Origin of the sequence: Enterobacter hormaechei subsp. hoffmannii, assembly GCF_001729745.1 — a bacterium.
Classification (GTDB): domain Bacteria; phylum Pseudomonadota; class Gammaproteobacteria; order Enterobacterales; family Enterobacteriaceae; genus Enterobacter; species Enterobacter intestinihominis.
On the sequence record NZ_CP017186.1, the window covers coordinates 963,690 to 977,762 of the forward strand.

Genomic DNA, 14,073 nt, shown 5'->3' on the forward strand with positions numbered 1-14,073 from the left:
TTACCCCGTTACCATGGGGAAATTAAAATGAAGCAGAGCACACTTTTCACCGCATTAAACTCGCTCGTAATTACCTCCTCCGTTCCTGCGAAACCGGTTAATAATAATCGCGCTGCGACGGGACTGAAATAACCCTGAATCACGGTGAAAATCATGGCCGCAGGGTGGTTTTTTTCCCGTAACGAACCAGACTTAACGTGGAACTTCACATAAAGGATGGTGCAATGAAAACAACAATACTGGTTACCCTGCTCTCTGGCCTGTGTCTGATCGCCTCAGCACATGCGGAAGAGAAAACGTTAACGCCCCAGCAGCAGCGCATGACGACCTGTAACCAACAGGCGACCTCGCAAAGTCTGAAAGGGGATGCCCGTAAAACGTATATGAGCGACTGCCTTAAAAATGGTACGACCAAACCGGGTGAAAAAAGCCTGACCCCGCAGCAGCAAAAAATGCGCGAGTGCAATGCCCAGGCGACACAGCAGATGCTGAAAGGCGACGATCGCAGCAAGTTTATGAGCGCGTGCCTGAAAAAACAGGCGTAGTGCTAACGGGTGAGTCACGGCTGTGGCTCACCCAAAATTTCATACTTTCCCCGCTATCCCCCTCTCTATAATTTGGGAAAATGTTTCAGAATATTCCCAAAAATGATGAATGATGAGTTTTATGACAATCACGAGAACATTCGGGAAGCGTGGTATCAGCAGCTTTCTCAGGATGACTCATACCGTTCCGGTCTGCGATTTGCCCGGCGAATACGGCTGGCACGCATCGTTGGTCTGGCGGCGCTGTTTGTTCCGCTTGCCAGCGTTCTGGTGAGTCAGCTTCTTTCTGGCGTCTGGTGGTTGCTATTGGTGGGCTGGGTCTTTGTCTGGCCCCATCTGGCCTGGCAGCTGGCTTTTCGTTCGACCTGCCCCCACAGTGGTGAAATCGTTAATCTGAAAATCGATGCCATCATTGCTGGCGTCTGGATGGGCTTAATAGGGTTCAATGCGTTGCCAACGGCGGCGCTGATCGTGATGATCGGCATGAACATGATGGGATCGGGGGGATGCCGCTTATTTCTGACAGGACTTGCGCTGCTTGCTCTGTCTGCCCTGCTCACCGTGCAATCCACGGGTACTCCTGTGCTATTGACCTCTGAACCGCTGGCGTTGTGGCTGACGCTCCCCGTGCTGGTGGTCTACCCCATGCTGTTTGCCTGGCTCAGTCACCGCACGGCGATCCGGCTGGCAGAGCATAAGCGTCGGCTTGAGCTGATGAGTACCCGCGACGGAATGACCGGCGTGTTCAATCGCCGTCACTGGGAAACGTTGCTGCGTAACGAATTTGAGGCCTGCCGTCGCAGCCATCGACAGGCGACGATACTGCTCATCGATATCGATCACTTCAAGACGATCAACGACACCTGGGGGCATGACGTGGGGGATGAAGCGATTGTCGCCATCACGCGCCAGCTTCAGCTGACCCTGCGCGCAGGCGATTATATTGGCCGCTTCGGGGGAGATGAGTTCGCGGTGATCATGTCAGGCACGCCTGCCGACAACGCGATTGCGGCGATGGCGCGCGTCCATGAAAGGCTGGTCAACATGCCGCTACACGGAGCACCTATGGCGAGGTTGTGTATCAGCGTTGGGGTTGCCCCCTGGGGGGCGCAGTTCACGCACTATAGTGAATGGCTAAAGGCCGCGGACGTGGCCCTCTATAAAGCCAAAAATGCCGGACGGGGTCGCACCGAAGTGGCCGCCTGACGCCCGGCGTAACGCATCAGGACTTACTCAGCTTCTCTGATTTTTCCATGCATTTTTCCATCGCCTCGATCACGGCGGAGCGGAACCCGCGCTCTTCCAGCACGCGCACGGCTTCAATGGTTGTGCCACCCGGCGAGCACACCATATCTTTCAGTTCGCCCGGATGTTTACCCGTTTCCAGCACCATTTTGGCCGAGCCCATCACCGCCTGCGCCGCAAATTTGTAGGCCTGCGCGCGCGGCATACCGCCAAGTACGGCGGCATCGGCCATGGCTTCGATAAACATAAAGACATACGCTGGGGCAGAACCGCTCACGCCGACAACCGGGTGGATCATCGGTTCGGCAATCACTTCCGCTTCGCCGAAGCAGCGGAAAATGTTCAATACATCCGCCACCTCTTCAGAAGTAACCAGCGCGTTCGGGGTAACGGAGGTCATACCGGCATTCACCAGCGACGGGGTGTTTGGCATGGCGCGAACAATCTTACGGTCGTGCCCCAGCGCGCGGGCGAGCTGATCGAGGGTCACGCCTGCGGCAATCGACACCACCAGGCTCTCTTTGTTCAGGCTGGAGGTGATCTCGCTCAGGACTTTAATCATGATATTCGGCTTAACGGCGCCAAAGACAATGTCCGCCACCTGAGCCACTTCCTGCGCGCTTTCGGCGGCGTTGATACCATACTCATCACGCAGCGCCGCGACTTTATCGGGGGATGGGGTATAGACCCAAATCTGCCCCGGCAGCACCTGGCCGCTGGCTATCAGTCCACCAAGGATAGCTTTACCCATGTTTCCGCAGCCGATAAACCCGATTTTCTTATCCATCACGTCTCTCCGTTATTATGCGTTGTTATCTCTCATTGATAGCTTAACAACGAAATGCAGGCGACAATAGTCGCCAGAATCATAATGGGGAGACACTATGGCGATTTGGGTTGATGCGGACGCGTGTCCGAATGTGATTAAAGAGATTTTATTCCGCGCCGCCGAGCGGGTGCAGATGCCGATGACGCTGGTGGCGAACCAGAATATCCGCGTGCCGCCCTCCAGGTTCATTCGTTCTCTGCGCGTGCCGGCCGGGTTCGACGTGGCAGATAACGAGATAGTACGCCTGTGTGACGCAGGAGATCTGGTGATCACGGCGGATATCCCGCTGGCTGCCGACGTGCTGGCGAAGGGGGCCGCGGCGCTTAACCCGCGCGGCGAGCGCTACTCTCCGGCAACGATCCGGGAGAAGCTCACCATGCGTGATTTTATGGATACCCTGCGTTCCAGCGGCGTGCAAACCGGTGGGCCGGACAGCCTGTCGCAGCGCGATCGCCAGCAGTTTGCCGCCGAGCTGGATAAATGGCTGCTGGAAGTGAAGCGCCGCCCGGCGTAGCCCACCTCCGGGCTGTTTTGTGGTACAGTGTGGCTTCCACAGGCTTGTCATTCCGTACCGCTTTGCAGTAAAGTTAGCGCAACATCTTCTGCAATCATTTCTTTACAGCCTTCAGTTATCCGGCAGCAAGGGGAACACCTGGTTATGAACCCACCCATCTTTTTAGTTGGCCCTCGCGGCTGTGGGAAAACCACCGTTGGTCTGGAGCTGGCGCGTCTGTGCCAGAGTCAGTTTATCGATACTGACCACTGGCTCCAGGAGAATGCCGGTAAGACCATCGCCGATATCGTGGAGAATGAGGGGTGGGAGAGCTTTCGTGCGCGCGAAACGGCCACGCTGGAAGCGGTGACCGCGCCGTCAACCGTGATTGCGACCGGTGGAGGCATTATTCTGGCGCCGTATAACCGCCAGTTTATGCGCGAAAAGGGTGTCGTAATCTACCTCTGTGCCCCGGTTTCTACGCTGGTGGGGCGGCTGGAGGCGTTTCCGGAAGAAGGGCAGCGCCCGGCGCTGACCGCGAAACCGCTGAGTGAAGAGGTCAGCGAGGTCCTCGCCGAACGCGATGCACTGTACCGCGAGGCGGCACACCACGTTGTGGATGCGTCAGCGTCACCCGAGAAAGTTGCGATTCAGATTATTACCGCCCTGCGTTTGGCTTGCGCCAGCTGACAGCCGTCTATACTCATAGCTCAGACATAAAAAAAGGATGAGCTATGCCAACCAGACCTCCCTATCCACGTGAAGCCCGCATCGTTACCGTTGAAAAAGGTAATAGCGATCGGACCGTAACCTGGTACCAGCTGCGTGCCGATCACCCTAAACCTGATTCGCTGATCAGCGAACATGAAACCGAACAGGAAGCGCTGGATGCGAAACGGCGCTATGAGGATCCCGAGAAGTCCTGACAATAATCCGAATTCGTTACAACCGTGCCTGAATCACACTTTTAACTTATCGCTGATGTTAAGCAGCAGTTAATATTTAGTTATTACAGGTAGATTTGGAAAGGCCAGTCGATCTTTACATTACGGTGTAGAGATCCCCTGCTACGCTTGGTGCTGTTTTGTTGAATAAATGAACAGTGCAGCGTAGTGAGCCTGTACCTGTGTGGCAGTAGTGGTAGTAACGGAAGGCGATCAAAATGAAGGCGACGTTGGCGATCCTCACGATTGGTGTGGTCCCTGTAAGCGAAGTATTACCGCTCTTAACCGAGCATGTCTCTGAACAACAAATTACGCATCTCAGTCTGTTAGGGAAGCTGAGTCGGGAAGAGGTCATGGAAGACTACGCAGTCGGGGAGGGGGAAGATCCCCTGGCAACGTTACTCAGTGACGGTAAACTGGCGCACGTGTCACGCCAGAAAATTGAGCGCGCGCTACAGGGTGTGATCGAAGTGCTCGACAATCAGGACTATGACGTCATTTTGCTGATGAGCACAGCACCCGTTAAAGGACTCAGCGCGCGTAATGCCATTCTGCTCGAACCGATGCGGATTATCCCCCCGCTGGTGGCGTCAATTGTTGATGGTCATCAGGTGGGCGTTATCGTTCCCGTAGAAGAACTGCTGGATAACCAGACGGTGAAGTGGGCCGCGCTGGAGCACACCCCGTTGTACGCGCTGGCAAACCCGTTCTGGGACAGCGAAGCGAAGCTGATTGCGGCCGGGCAGGAGTTGATCGACAGAGGGGCGGATGTCCTGATGCTGGATTGCCTGGGCTTCCATCAACGGCATCGTGATTTACTGCAAAAGGCGCTGGATGTTCCGGTGCTGCTCTCTAACGTCCTGATGGCGCGTCTGGCGTCAGAATTGCTGGTGTAATGATTTTGCGTGACAGGTCATGAGCATGGCCCCTATAGTGGATTTTTCTCTATAAATATAAGGGCCAGTTCATGCTTCAAAGTAACGAATACTTTTCCGGTAAAGTGAAATCCATTGGTTTTACCAGCAGCAGCACTGGCCGCGCCAGTGTCGGCGTCATGGCGGAAGGGGAATACACCTTTGGCACCGCAGAAGCGGAAGAGATGACGGTGGTCAGTGGTGCGCTGAACGTCCTGCTGCCGGGTGAAACGGAGTGGAAAGTCTATAGTGCCGGGCAGGTGTTCAACGTGCCGGGCCACAGCGAGTTCCATTTGCAGGTTGCAGAGCCAACCTCTTATCTGTGCCGCTATCTGAAATAAAAGCATGCCGGGTGGCGCATTCGCTTACCCGGCCTACGTTTTGCCTGTCAACGCTGCGCTTCGCCGCCGAGACCTTCCACCAGGTTCTGGATCAGCGCCGCCAGCTCGCCGGTCATCAGGATAAAGTCTGCGTCAAAGCGCTGAGCATAATCTTCGCGGTCGATATCTTCGTTCTGATCGCGCAGTTCATCGCAGAATTTAAGGCGCTTCACGGAGCCGTCATCACACATCACAAACTGAATGCGCTGCTGCCAGTCGAGTGCCAGTTTGGTCACCACTTTGCCCGCTTCAATGTGCACGGCGATTTCGTCGCTCACCAGATCCTGTTTCTTCGCGCGGATCACGCCGCCATCTTCCAGCAGCGCTTTCAGCTCTGCTTCATCAAGGATCTGGAAGCCCTGCGCGGCAGTCCCGCTGCGCACCCACTCAGTCAGGGTCAGCTCAATCGGCGTCTCCAGTGCCAGCGGTACCACCGGTAATGAGCCAAGGCTCTTACGCAGCAGCGCCAGCGTATCTTCCGCTTTTTTGGCGCTGGCGCAGTCGACCATGATCAGCCCGTTCACGGTGTCGATCCACATCATGGTCTGGCTAAAGCGGCTAAAGGCGCGCGGCAGCAGCGAGTGCAGCACTTCATCCTTCAGTGAATCTTTTTCGGTTTTTTTAAGCTTACGGCCCTGTTCAGCTTCCAGCTTGAAGATCTTCGCTTCGAGCGCCTGCTTCACCACAGGCGTCGGCAGGATCTTCTCTTCTTTGCGGGCGCAAACGATGATTTGCCCCGTGCTGCTGGCGTGGGTCAGCGCATCGCTTTGAGAACCCATTGGCGGAACCCAGCCGGTTTTTGCCATATCCTGGCTACCGCAAGGGGTAAAGGAGTAAGCGGCTAACTGTTTTTCCATCTCTTCTGCACGCAGCGAAACGTCGCGGCTGAGACGGTAAACCATCAAATTTTTGAACCACAGCATGATAATTTCCACGGCCTTGTCGTTAAATCAGCGGGCATGATAACGAATTGTCGCATCGCTTGCATTGCTAATCGGGAAGTGGGCTTCTACTCTGTTGATAATCAAAATAATGAGGAGTGTCTTGTGCGTATTGGGATTGATTTGGGCGGCACCAAAACAGAAGTTATTGCGTTGAGCGAGCAGGGGGAGCAACTGTTTCGCCACCGTCTGCCTACGCCGCGCGATGATTATCACCAGACCATAGAGACGATTGCCCGCCTGGTCGATATGGCAGAGCAGGCAACGGGCGAGACGGGCACGGTCGGGATGGGGATCCCCGGCTCCATTTCGCCGTATACCGGCGTGGTGAAAAACGCCAACTCCACCTGGCTCAACGGTCAGCCGTTTGATAAAGACTTAAGCGAACGCCTGAACCGGGAGGTGCGTCTGGCGAATGACGCTAACTGCCTTGCGGTGTCTGAGGCCGTGGATGGTGCAGCGGCTGGCGCGCAGACCGTATTTGCGGTCATTATCGGCACCGGCTGCGGGGCGGGCGTGGCGTTCGGTGGGCGCTCGCATATTGGCGGCAACGGCACCGCGGGCGAGTGGGGGCACAATCCGTTGCCGTGGATGGATGAAGATGAACTCAAATACCGCGCCGAAGTACCGTGCTACTGTGGCAAGCAGGGCTGTATTGAGACCTTTATTTCCGGCACGGGGTTTGCCACCGATTATCATCGTCTGAGCGGTCAGCCGCTGAAAGGTAACGAGATTATGCGTCTGGTTGAGGAGCAGGATCCGGTGGCTGAACTGGCGCTCAGCCGCTACGAAATGCGGTTGGCTAAATCACTGGCGCATGTGATCAATATCCTCGATCCGGACGTGATTGTGCTGGGCGGCGGCATGAGCAACGTTGACCGGCTGTACGCGACGGTGCCAACGCTGGTGAAACAGTGGGTATTTGGGGGCGAATGCGAAACGCCGATCCGCAAAGCCGTCCATGGAGATTCCAGCGGTGTGCGCGGCGCGGCGTGGCTCTGGCCGGAATAAACGCAAAACGGCAACTTGCGTTGCCGTTTTTGATGTTTGTACCCTCTCCCACAGAGAGAGGGCCAGGGTGAGGGCAACATCCCCCATTTACTGCACCGCAAACTCCCTGTCCAGCCTGCTATACCCTAGCCCGTTTATCTTCTTCACCTTGATCTGCACCGGAATACGTTCTTTCATTGCCTCTACGTGGCTGATCACGCCGATGGTTTTCCCGGTGGCGTTCAGCGCGTCGAGCGCATCCAGCGCGGTGTCCAGCGTTTCGCTGTCGAGCGTGCCGAACCCTTCATCCAGGAAAAGCGAGTCAATGCGCGTTTTGTGACTGACCAGATCGGAAAGCGCTAAAGCCAGCGCCAGACTGACGAGGAAACTTTCCCCGCCGGACAGGGTACGGGTATCGCGTACCGCATCGGCCTGCCAGGTATCAACCACCTCTAGCTCCAGCGCGTCGCTGGCTTTACGCTGAAGCAGATAGCGGCCATGCAGACGGTTGAGCTGCTGGTTGGCAAGCCACACCAGATTATCCAGCGTCAGCCCTTGGGCGAATTTACGGAATTTATCGCCGGTGCTGGAGCCTATCAGCGCATTGAGATAGCCCCAGTCGTCAGCCTGACGCGCCGCCTCCTCAATCTGCTGCATAAGCGCCTGCTGGTGCAGACGGTTATCACCGTCCTGCTTGAGCTGCTGGCGGATCTCCCCCTGATGCGTGGTGTTTTCACGAAGCAGTTGCGCCAGCTGGTGTAACTGCGCCTGAAGGGTTGCGGCGTCGGTTTCCAGCCCCTCGGGGCGCTGCGCCAGATGCGCCTGAAGCTGCTGGCTTGCCTGTACGGAGAGCGCCGTGGCCTGCTGGAGCTGGTTCTCCAGCGTCTGCTTTTGTTGTTCAAGCTGGCGGATCGACGCTTCATCCAGCAGGGCGGAGAGAAATGCCTCCTGACTGGCAAAGCAGCTCGCGGTCAGCGCGGCGCTGAACTGAGCCTGCGACTGCTGAAGCCGTTCACGCTCAAGCGTCTCCTGCTGCTGTAGGGTGGCGAGCTGGCTTTGTAGCGACACGCATTCGTCATGGATGCCGCGCCAGTTCTCAGGGATAACCGCGTCGGCTTCTGCGTCATCAGAATCCGGCAGCGTCTCCAGGATGGGCATCAGGACGTTAATACGTTCCTGAATCGTACCGTGCTGGGCCTGTTTTTCCTGCCAGCGGGTATATTCAGCTTCGCGTGCGCTCAGCCAGGCGCTTTCGGCCCCTTCATCGGGCACGCTAAGCGACAGCGACTCTAGCGAGGCTGCCAGCGCCTGACGCGTCGCCGTCAGCTGCTGCTGGTACTGGCGCGCCTGATCTTCCTGTTCATTGAGCTGGTTTTGCAGCGTCAGACGCTGGCTAAGCTGATACAGATGGCGTTCATACTGCTCCTGTTCGCTCATCCAGGGGGCAATATCATCCTGAATATTCAGCGCTATGTTCAGGGAGGCGCAGACCTCCAGCCACTCTTTAGTGAGTGCTTGCTCTTCCTGAGAGAGGGCCTGTACTTCCTCTGTCTCGCGCTGGATCTGTTGGGTGAGCGCATTCACCTGCCCGAGCACCAGCAATCCTTCCTCTTTTAGCGCGGCAACCTCTTTCTCCAGCGCGTCGCGGCGGCGCTGATTGTCGGTCAGTTCAAGCGCCTGATACTGCACAACTGCCGGATGTTCGCTTGAACCGCAGAGCGGGCAAGGTTTACCCGCTTCGAGCTGTGCACGATAGTTCTCAAGATCCTTGATTGTCGCCTCACGCTCACAGAGCGCTTTCAGGTCGGCATAGTGCTGATTTTTCTCTTTGAACTGCTGACGCCGCAGGATCAGCGTTTCATTGAGCTTACCCTGCTCAGCCTGCGCTTTCTGCACGCTTTCCGCATTATGGCGCAGCCGTTTTTGCAGCGGCTGATAGCGAGCGTGAAGCGCAGTCAGACGCTGGCGGAGCGCCCGTGATTGTGCCTGTTGCTCCATTGCCGTCGCGAGATCCTCAGCCGTCAGCGTCAGCGTACTCTCCGGCATCTCAGCCAGTTTCTGACGAAGCTCAGCCATACGCGCTGACTGGGCCACACGCTGATTTTTATCGCGACTCAGTTGCGTAAAATGCGCCCGCCAGCCGGCAATTTCCTGCCCCCACTGACGGAAACGATCGTGTTCGGTTAGCCACTGCGTCAGTACCGTGTGTTCTGTCTGCAACTGTTCACGGTTGCGCAGCGCACCGTTGCGAATACGCGAGCGCTGCGCCGCTCTGTCGAGTAAGCGAGTATTTACTTCAACAATTCGCGCTGTTGTCTGCGCCAGGCGGGTGGTCTGCTCCTGCTGATACTCCCACAGAGGACGTAGCTGGGCGGCGGGCTGTGCCAGCTGGAGCTTCGCCAGTTGCGGCGCGGCGTCCGTCAGAGCCTGTTGCGCCTGCTGCTGCGAAGCGGCTGCGCGTTGCTGCTCACGTATCAGCTCGTCGTTACGCGTAAGCCACTGAAAATCTTTCTGTTGGCTCTGCTGCTGTGCCAGCAGGATTTTTTCTTCGTCAGTAAGTGCCTGCAAACTTTGCTTCAAGTGCTGCTGCTGTTCCTCGCTTAGCAGCACAACGCCTGCGGCCTGCGCTTCGCACATCTCCAGCGCGTTGCGTGCCGCTTTGTGTTTTTCAAAAACCATGGCGGAAATGTGGCCGTAAATTTCCGTGCCGGTCAGTTCTTCCAGCAGCTCTGCGCGATCGCTCGGTTTAGCGTTCAGGAAGGCGGCAAACTGCCCCTGTGAGAGCAACATCGAGCGGGTAAAGCGACCATAGTCCAGCCCGGTGAGTGCGGCGGTTTGTTCCAGCTTATCCGTGACTTTATCGGCCAGAATTTTGCCGTCTTCGCAGCGGGCCAGCTCAACGCGCGGTGCCTGTAAGTTCCCGTCTGGCTGGTTGCGGGCGCGGTTCTGGCTCCAGAAAGCGCGATAAGCAACGCCTTTGACCTCAAATTCCACTTCAGCCAGGCATTCGGCGGTATCGCGCGTCATCAGGTCGTTTTGTGCCTGAGAGACCTTATTAAGACGCGGTGTTTCGTGGTAAAGCGCCAGGCAGATGGCATCCAGCAGCGTGGTTTTACCCGCGCCGGTTGCGCCGGTGATGGCAAACAGCCCATTGCTGGCGAAAGGCTCCGCGGTGAAATCGATTTTCCACTCACCCTTTAGCGAATTCAGATTTTTCAGACGCAGGCTCAGAATTTTCATGCGTTTTCGTCCTCGTCATTGAGGGAATGCAAGGTATGGGCAAACAGCTCGTTAAGCCTGGTGCGCCTGGCCTCGTCCACTTCTTCATGCGCAAGCCGCCGCGCGAACACCTCTTCAACCCGAAGTTCGCTAAGCGTTTCACGCTGGGCGTTCAGCAGAATTTTCTCGCGCTGCTCGCGGCTGCGACGTACCAGCAGCACCTCCACGGGAAGGTCTTCCGTCAGCGTCTGAATTTTACGCTGCATATCGTACAGGTAGTCATCGGTGGTGATTTCGATATCGAGCCAGACGGGGGGATTAAGCGCTGCGCCGCGCCACTGCTCAAGCTGAGCGGTAATGGCGGCCAGATCGCCTTTCAGCACCGCCAGCGGCTGGGTGACCGGCACCTCAAGCGTCTCAACGGCGCTAAGTTTGCCTTCGGTGAAGCTCACCAGATGCACGGATTTGGCTTTGCCCGTTTCGTCAAAACTGAGGGAAATGGGCGAGCCGCAATAGCGAATATGCTCGCATCCCCCGACGATCTGGGCCCGGTGAATATGCCCGAGGGCAATGTAGTCGGCGGGGGGAAAGTTTTGCGCTGGAAACGCGTCCAGCGTACCGATATAAATCTCGCGCACCGCGTCACTCTTACTGGCCCCGACGGTGGTGAGGTGCCCGGTGGCAACGATAGGAATGGCCTGTTCGCCGCGCAGGGCGCAGGCTTCCGTATGCTGCTGGTGATAATAGCGGGTGATGGCCTGCAACAGATGCTGCTGTTTTTCGCTCCCGGACAGGCCTGCCTGGCTTTGCACGATATCGCGCGGGCGTAAAAACGGAATTGGGCATAGCACCGCGCCCGGCGTGCCATCACGTTTTTTCAGGATCTGCGGCGCGTGTCCGGCGCTGGCCACCACGGTGGTATTGAGGAACGCCAGAATATCGCGGGATTCATTCAGCGTCGCCACCGAGTCATGGTTTCCGGCGACAATCACCAGGTGACAACCGGTTTGCTGGAGGTTGACCACAAAACGGTTGTACAGCTCACGCGCATAGCTCGGCGGCGATCCGGTATCAAAAATGTCGCCCGCCACAATAATTGCGTCCACCTCGTGAGCCTGAGCCGTCTCCAGCAGCCAGTTCAGGAACGCTTCATGTTCCGCGGCGCGGCTTTTGCTGTAAAAATTTTGACCCAGGTGCCAGTCTGAGGTGTGAAGTATGCGCATAAGAGATCCGTGGCAATAATAAGAAAGCAGGATTATAAACGTTCGGGGAACGGAAAATAACCGCTGTAATAAAACAACAGTTTGCTATTTATCGTGGTAATGTTTTTCATAAATCTGTCATAAATCTGACGCATAATGACGCCGCATTACAGACTTGTAACTTAAATACGATAAGACAGGGCAAAGTATGGCGAGACGTATTCTGGTCGTAGAAGATGAAGCTCCGATCCGTGAAATGGTGTGCTTCGTGCTTGAACAAAATGGCTTCCAGCCGGTTGAAGCGGAAGATTATGACAGCGCGGTGAACCAGCTGAATGAACCCTGGCCCGATCTGATCCTGCTGGACTGGATGCTGCCTGGCGGTTCCGGATTGCAGTTTATCAAGCATATCAAACGCGAGGCTATGACCCGCGATATCCCGGTGGTGATGCTGACGGCGCGCGGTGAGGAAGAGGATCGCGTGCGCGGTCTGGAAACCGGCGCGGACGATTACATCACCAAGCCATTCTCTCCAAAAGAGCTGGTGGCGCGTATCAAAGCCGTGATGCGCCGTATTTCACCGATGGCGGTGGAAGAGGTGATTGAGATGCAGGGCCTGAGCCTGGATCCTACCTCACACCGGGTCATGACCGGTGAAAATCCCCTCGATATGGGCCCCACCGAATTTAAACTCCTGCACTTCTTTATGACCCACCCGGAGCGCGTTTACAGCCGCGAACAGTTGCTGAATAACGTCTGGGGAACTAACGTCTATGTCGAAGACCGAACGGTTGACGTCCATATTCGCCGCCTGCGTAAAGCACTGGAACTGAGCGGCCACGATCGCATGGTACAGACGGTCCGCGGCACGGGTTATCGCTTCTCGACCCGTTTCTGAACAATGACAGGAGTGTGACGCGTGCTGGAACGTCTGTCATGGAAAAGGCTCGTCTTTGAACTGATCTTATGCTGTATTCCGGCCCTCATTCTGGGGGCTATTTTTGGCTATCTGCCGTGGTTTTTACTGGTGGCCGTGACGGGGTTGCTCGTCTGGCATTTCTGGAATTTACTGCGTCTTTCCTGGTGGCTGTGGGTCGACAGAAGTATGACACCCCCGCCGGGAAGCGGGAGCTGGGAACCGCTACTCTACGGCCTGCACCAGATGCAGATGCGTAATAAAAAGCGCCGTCGTGAGCTGGGAAGCCTGATAAAACGCTTTCGCAGCGGCGCGGAGTCGCTGCCGGACGCAGTGATCCTGACGACGGAAGAAGGGACCATCTTCTGGTGCAATGGCCTCGCACAGCAGCTGTTGGGCCTGCGCTGGCCGGATGATAACGGTCAGAACATCCTCAACCTTCTGCGCTATCCCGAGTTCACGCTGTATCTGAAAACGCGTGATTTTAGTCGTCCGCACAATCTGAAGCTCAATAACGGTCGCCATCTTGAAATTCGCGTGATGCCCTACAGCGATCGGCAGTGGCTGATGGTGGCGCGGGATGTCACCCAGATGCATCAGCTTGAGGGCGCAAGACGTAACTTCTTTGCCAACGTCAGCCACGAGCTGCGTACGCCGTTGACGGTGCTTCAGGGCTATTTGGAGATGATGCAGGAGCAAACGCTTGAGGGGGCGCCGCGTGAGAAAGCGCTGCATACCATGCGGGAACAGACGTTCCGCATGGAAGGGCTGGTCAAACAGCTACTAACGCTTTCAAAAATTGAGGCTGCCCCGTCGCTGGCGCTAAACGACATCATTGATGTGCCGATGATGCTGCGAGTGGTGGAGCGCGAAGCCCAAACGCTGAGCCATAATCAACACACCCTGAGTTTTGATGTTGATAACACGCTGAAAGTGCTCGGCAGTGAAGATGAGCTGCGAAGCGCTATCTCAAACCTGGTCTATAACGCCGTGAATCATACCCCGACAGGGACGCATATCGCGGTGCGGTGGCAGCATACTCCGGCAGGGGCTGAGTTTAGCGTCGAGGACAACGGGCCGGGGATTGGGCCTGAACACCTCCCGCGTCTCACCGAACGGTTCTACCGGGTGGATAAGGCGCGCTCGCGGCAGACCGGCGGGAGCGGACTGGGGCTGGCAATTGTGAAGCATGCCGTCAGCCACCACGAAAGCCGGCTCAATATCGAAAGCACCCTGGGTAAGGGCACGCGCTTTAGCTTCGTGATCCCGGAACGATTAATTGCCAAAAAAAGTGCCTGACAGCGTGTGTGTCAGGCTACCTTTCCACGGGCCAGCGATTGCTGGCCCGTTTGCTTTGCAGTCAAGCGAAACGCGAGTGAATATTATACGGCTGGTGCTTTTTTGTTCGCATGATTAGCCATGAGTTTTTCTTATACATGGCATATTATTTTGGTC

General features: G+C 56.4%; 14 protein-coding genes. 10 read left to right on the forward strand and 4 right to left on the reverse strand.

Going from position 1 to position 14,073, the window contains the following annotated elements:
• Window positions 1–224: 224 nt before the first annotated feature.
• Both psiF and adrA read left to right on the forward strand, forming a co-directional pair.
• On the forward strand, window positions 225–545 hold the full coding sequence (psiF, locus tag BFV65_RS04485) for a phosphate starvation-inducible protein PsiF (protein ID WP_022647208.1): 321 nt from the start codon (window positions 225–227) through the stop codon (window positions 543–545).
• 102 nt (window positions 546–647) lie between these two features.
• The gene (gene adrA, locus BFV65_RS04490) at window positions 648–1,751 is read left to right on the forward strand and encodes a diguanylate cyclase AdrA (protein WP_023299426.1); all 1,104 of its coding nucleotides are present in this window, start codon (window positions 648–650) and stop codon (window positions 1,749–1,751) included.
• A gap of 16 nt (window positions 1,752–1,767) precedes the next feature.
• Here the strand turns inward: adrA and proC are convergent, their stop codons facing one another.
• Window positions 1,768–2,577 (reverse strand): pyrroline-5-carboxylate reductase, encoded by an 810-nt coding sequence (gene proC, locus BFV65_RS04495; protein WP_038415461.1) that lies wholly within the window; start codon window positions 2,575–2,577, stop codon window positions 1,768–1,770.
• A gap of 97 nt (window positions 2,578–2,674) precedes the next feature.
• On the opposite strand from proC, the gene BFV65_RS04500 reads away from it, so the two are divergent.
• From BFV65_RS04500 to ppnP, 5 genes are all read left to right on the forward strand, one after another.
• A complete protein-coding gene (locus tag BFV65_RS04500; protein WP_022647211.1) occupies window positions 2,675–3,133 on the forward strand; it encodes a YaiI/YqxD family protein in 459 nt (152 codons plus the stop codon).
• A gap of 144 nt (window positions 3,134–3,277) precedes the next feature.
• Window positions 3,278–3,802, forward strand: a complete 525-nt coding sequence (gene aroL, locus BFV65_RS04505; RefSeq protein WP_023299428.1) for a shikimate kinase AroL — start codon at window positions 3,278–3,280, stop codon at window positions 3,800–3,802.
• A gap of 44 nt (window positions 3,803–3,846) precedes the next feature.
• On the forward strand, window positions 3,847–4,038 hold the full coding sequence (gene yaiA, locus BFV65_RS04510) for a protein YaiA (protein ID WP_023299429.1): 192 nt from the start codon (window positions 3,847–3,849) through the stop codon (window positions 4,036–4,038).
• A gap of 236 nt (window positions 4,039–4,274) precedes the next feature.
• Window positions 4,275–4,952 carry an AroM family protein gene (locus BFV65_RS04515; protein ID WP_003859133.1) on the forward strand — a complete coding sequence of 226 codons (678 nt, stop codon included), beginning with the start codon at window positions 4,275–4,277 and terminating at the stop codon, window positions 4,950–4,952.
• A gap of 71 nt (window positions 4,953–5,023) precedes the next feature.
• Window positions 5,024–5,311 carry a pyrimidine/purine nucleoside phosphorylase gene (gene ppnP, locus BFV65_RS04520; RefSeq protein ID WP_003859131.1) on the forward strand — a complete coding sequence of 96 codons (288 nt, stop codon included), beginning with the start codon at window positions 5,024–5,026 and terminating at the stop codon, window positions 5,309–5,311.
• Window positions 5,312–5,358: 47 nt separating this feature from the next.
• Here ppnP and rdgC read toward each other — a convergent pair whose 3' ends face one another.
• Window positions 5,359–6,273 (reverse strand): recombination-associated protein RdgC, encoded by a 915-nt coding sequence (gene rdgC / locus BFV65_RS04525; RefSeq protein ID WP_006809928.1) that lies wholly within the window; start codon window positions 6,271–6,273, stop codon window positions 5,359–5,361.
• Between the two features lie 123 nt (window positions 6,274–6,396).
• Between rdgC and mak the strand changes: the two genes are divergently transcribed.
• Entirely contained in the window at window positions 6,397–7,302 is a 906-nt protein-coding gene (mak, locus tag BFV65_RS04530; RefSeq protein ID WP_017694434.1) for a fructokinase, read from the forward strand.
• Between the two features lie 87 nt (window positions 7,303–7,389).
• Here mak and sbcC read toward each other — a convergent pair whose 3' ends face one another.
• Window positions 7,390–10,521 (reverse strand): exonuclease subunit SbcC, encoded by a 3,132-nt coding sequence (gene sbcC, locus BFV65_RS04535; RefSeq protein ID WP_069596286.1) that lies wholly within the window; start codon window positions 10,519–10,521, stop codon window positions 7,390–7,392.
• The gene (sbcD, locus tag BFV65_RS04540) at window positions 10,518–11,723 is read right to left on the reverse strand and encodes an exonuclease subunit SbcD (protein ID WP_022647215.1); all 1,206 of its coding nucleotides are present in this window, start codon (window positions 11,721–11,723) and stop codon (window positions 10,518–10,520) included. The genes sbcC and sbcD overlap by 4 nt, the downstream gene beginning before the upstream one ends.
• A gap of 187 nt (window positions 11,724–11,910) precedes the next feature.
• Here sbcD and phoB point away from each other — a divergent pair, with 187 nt between their 5' ends.
• A complete protein-coding gene (phoB, locus tag BFV65_RS04545) occupies window positions 11,911–12,600 on the forward strand; it encodes a phosphate response regulator transcription factor PhoB (RefSeq protein ID WP_003859122.1) in 690 nt (229 codons plus the stop codon).
• Window positions 12,601–12,621: 21 nt separating this feature from the next.
• A complete protein-coding gene (phoR, locus tag BFV65_RS04550) occupies window positions 12,622–13,917 on the forward strand; it encodes a phosphate regulon sensor histidine kinase PhoR (RefSeq protein ID WP_023299433.1) in 1,296 nt (431 codons plus the stop codon).
• Window positions 13,918–14,073 lie beyond the last annotated feature (156 nt).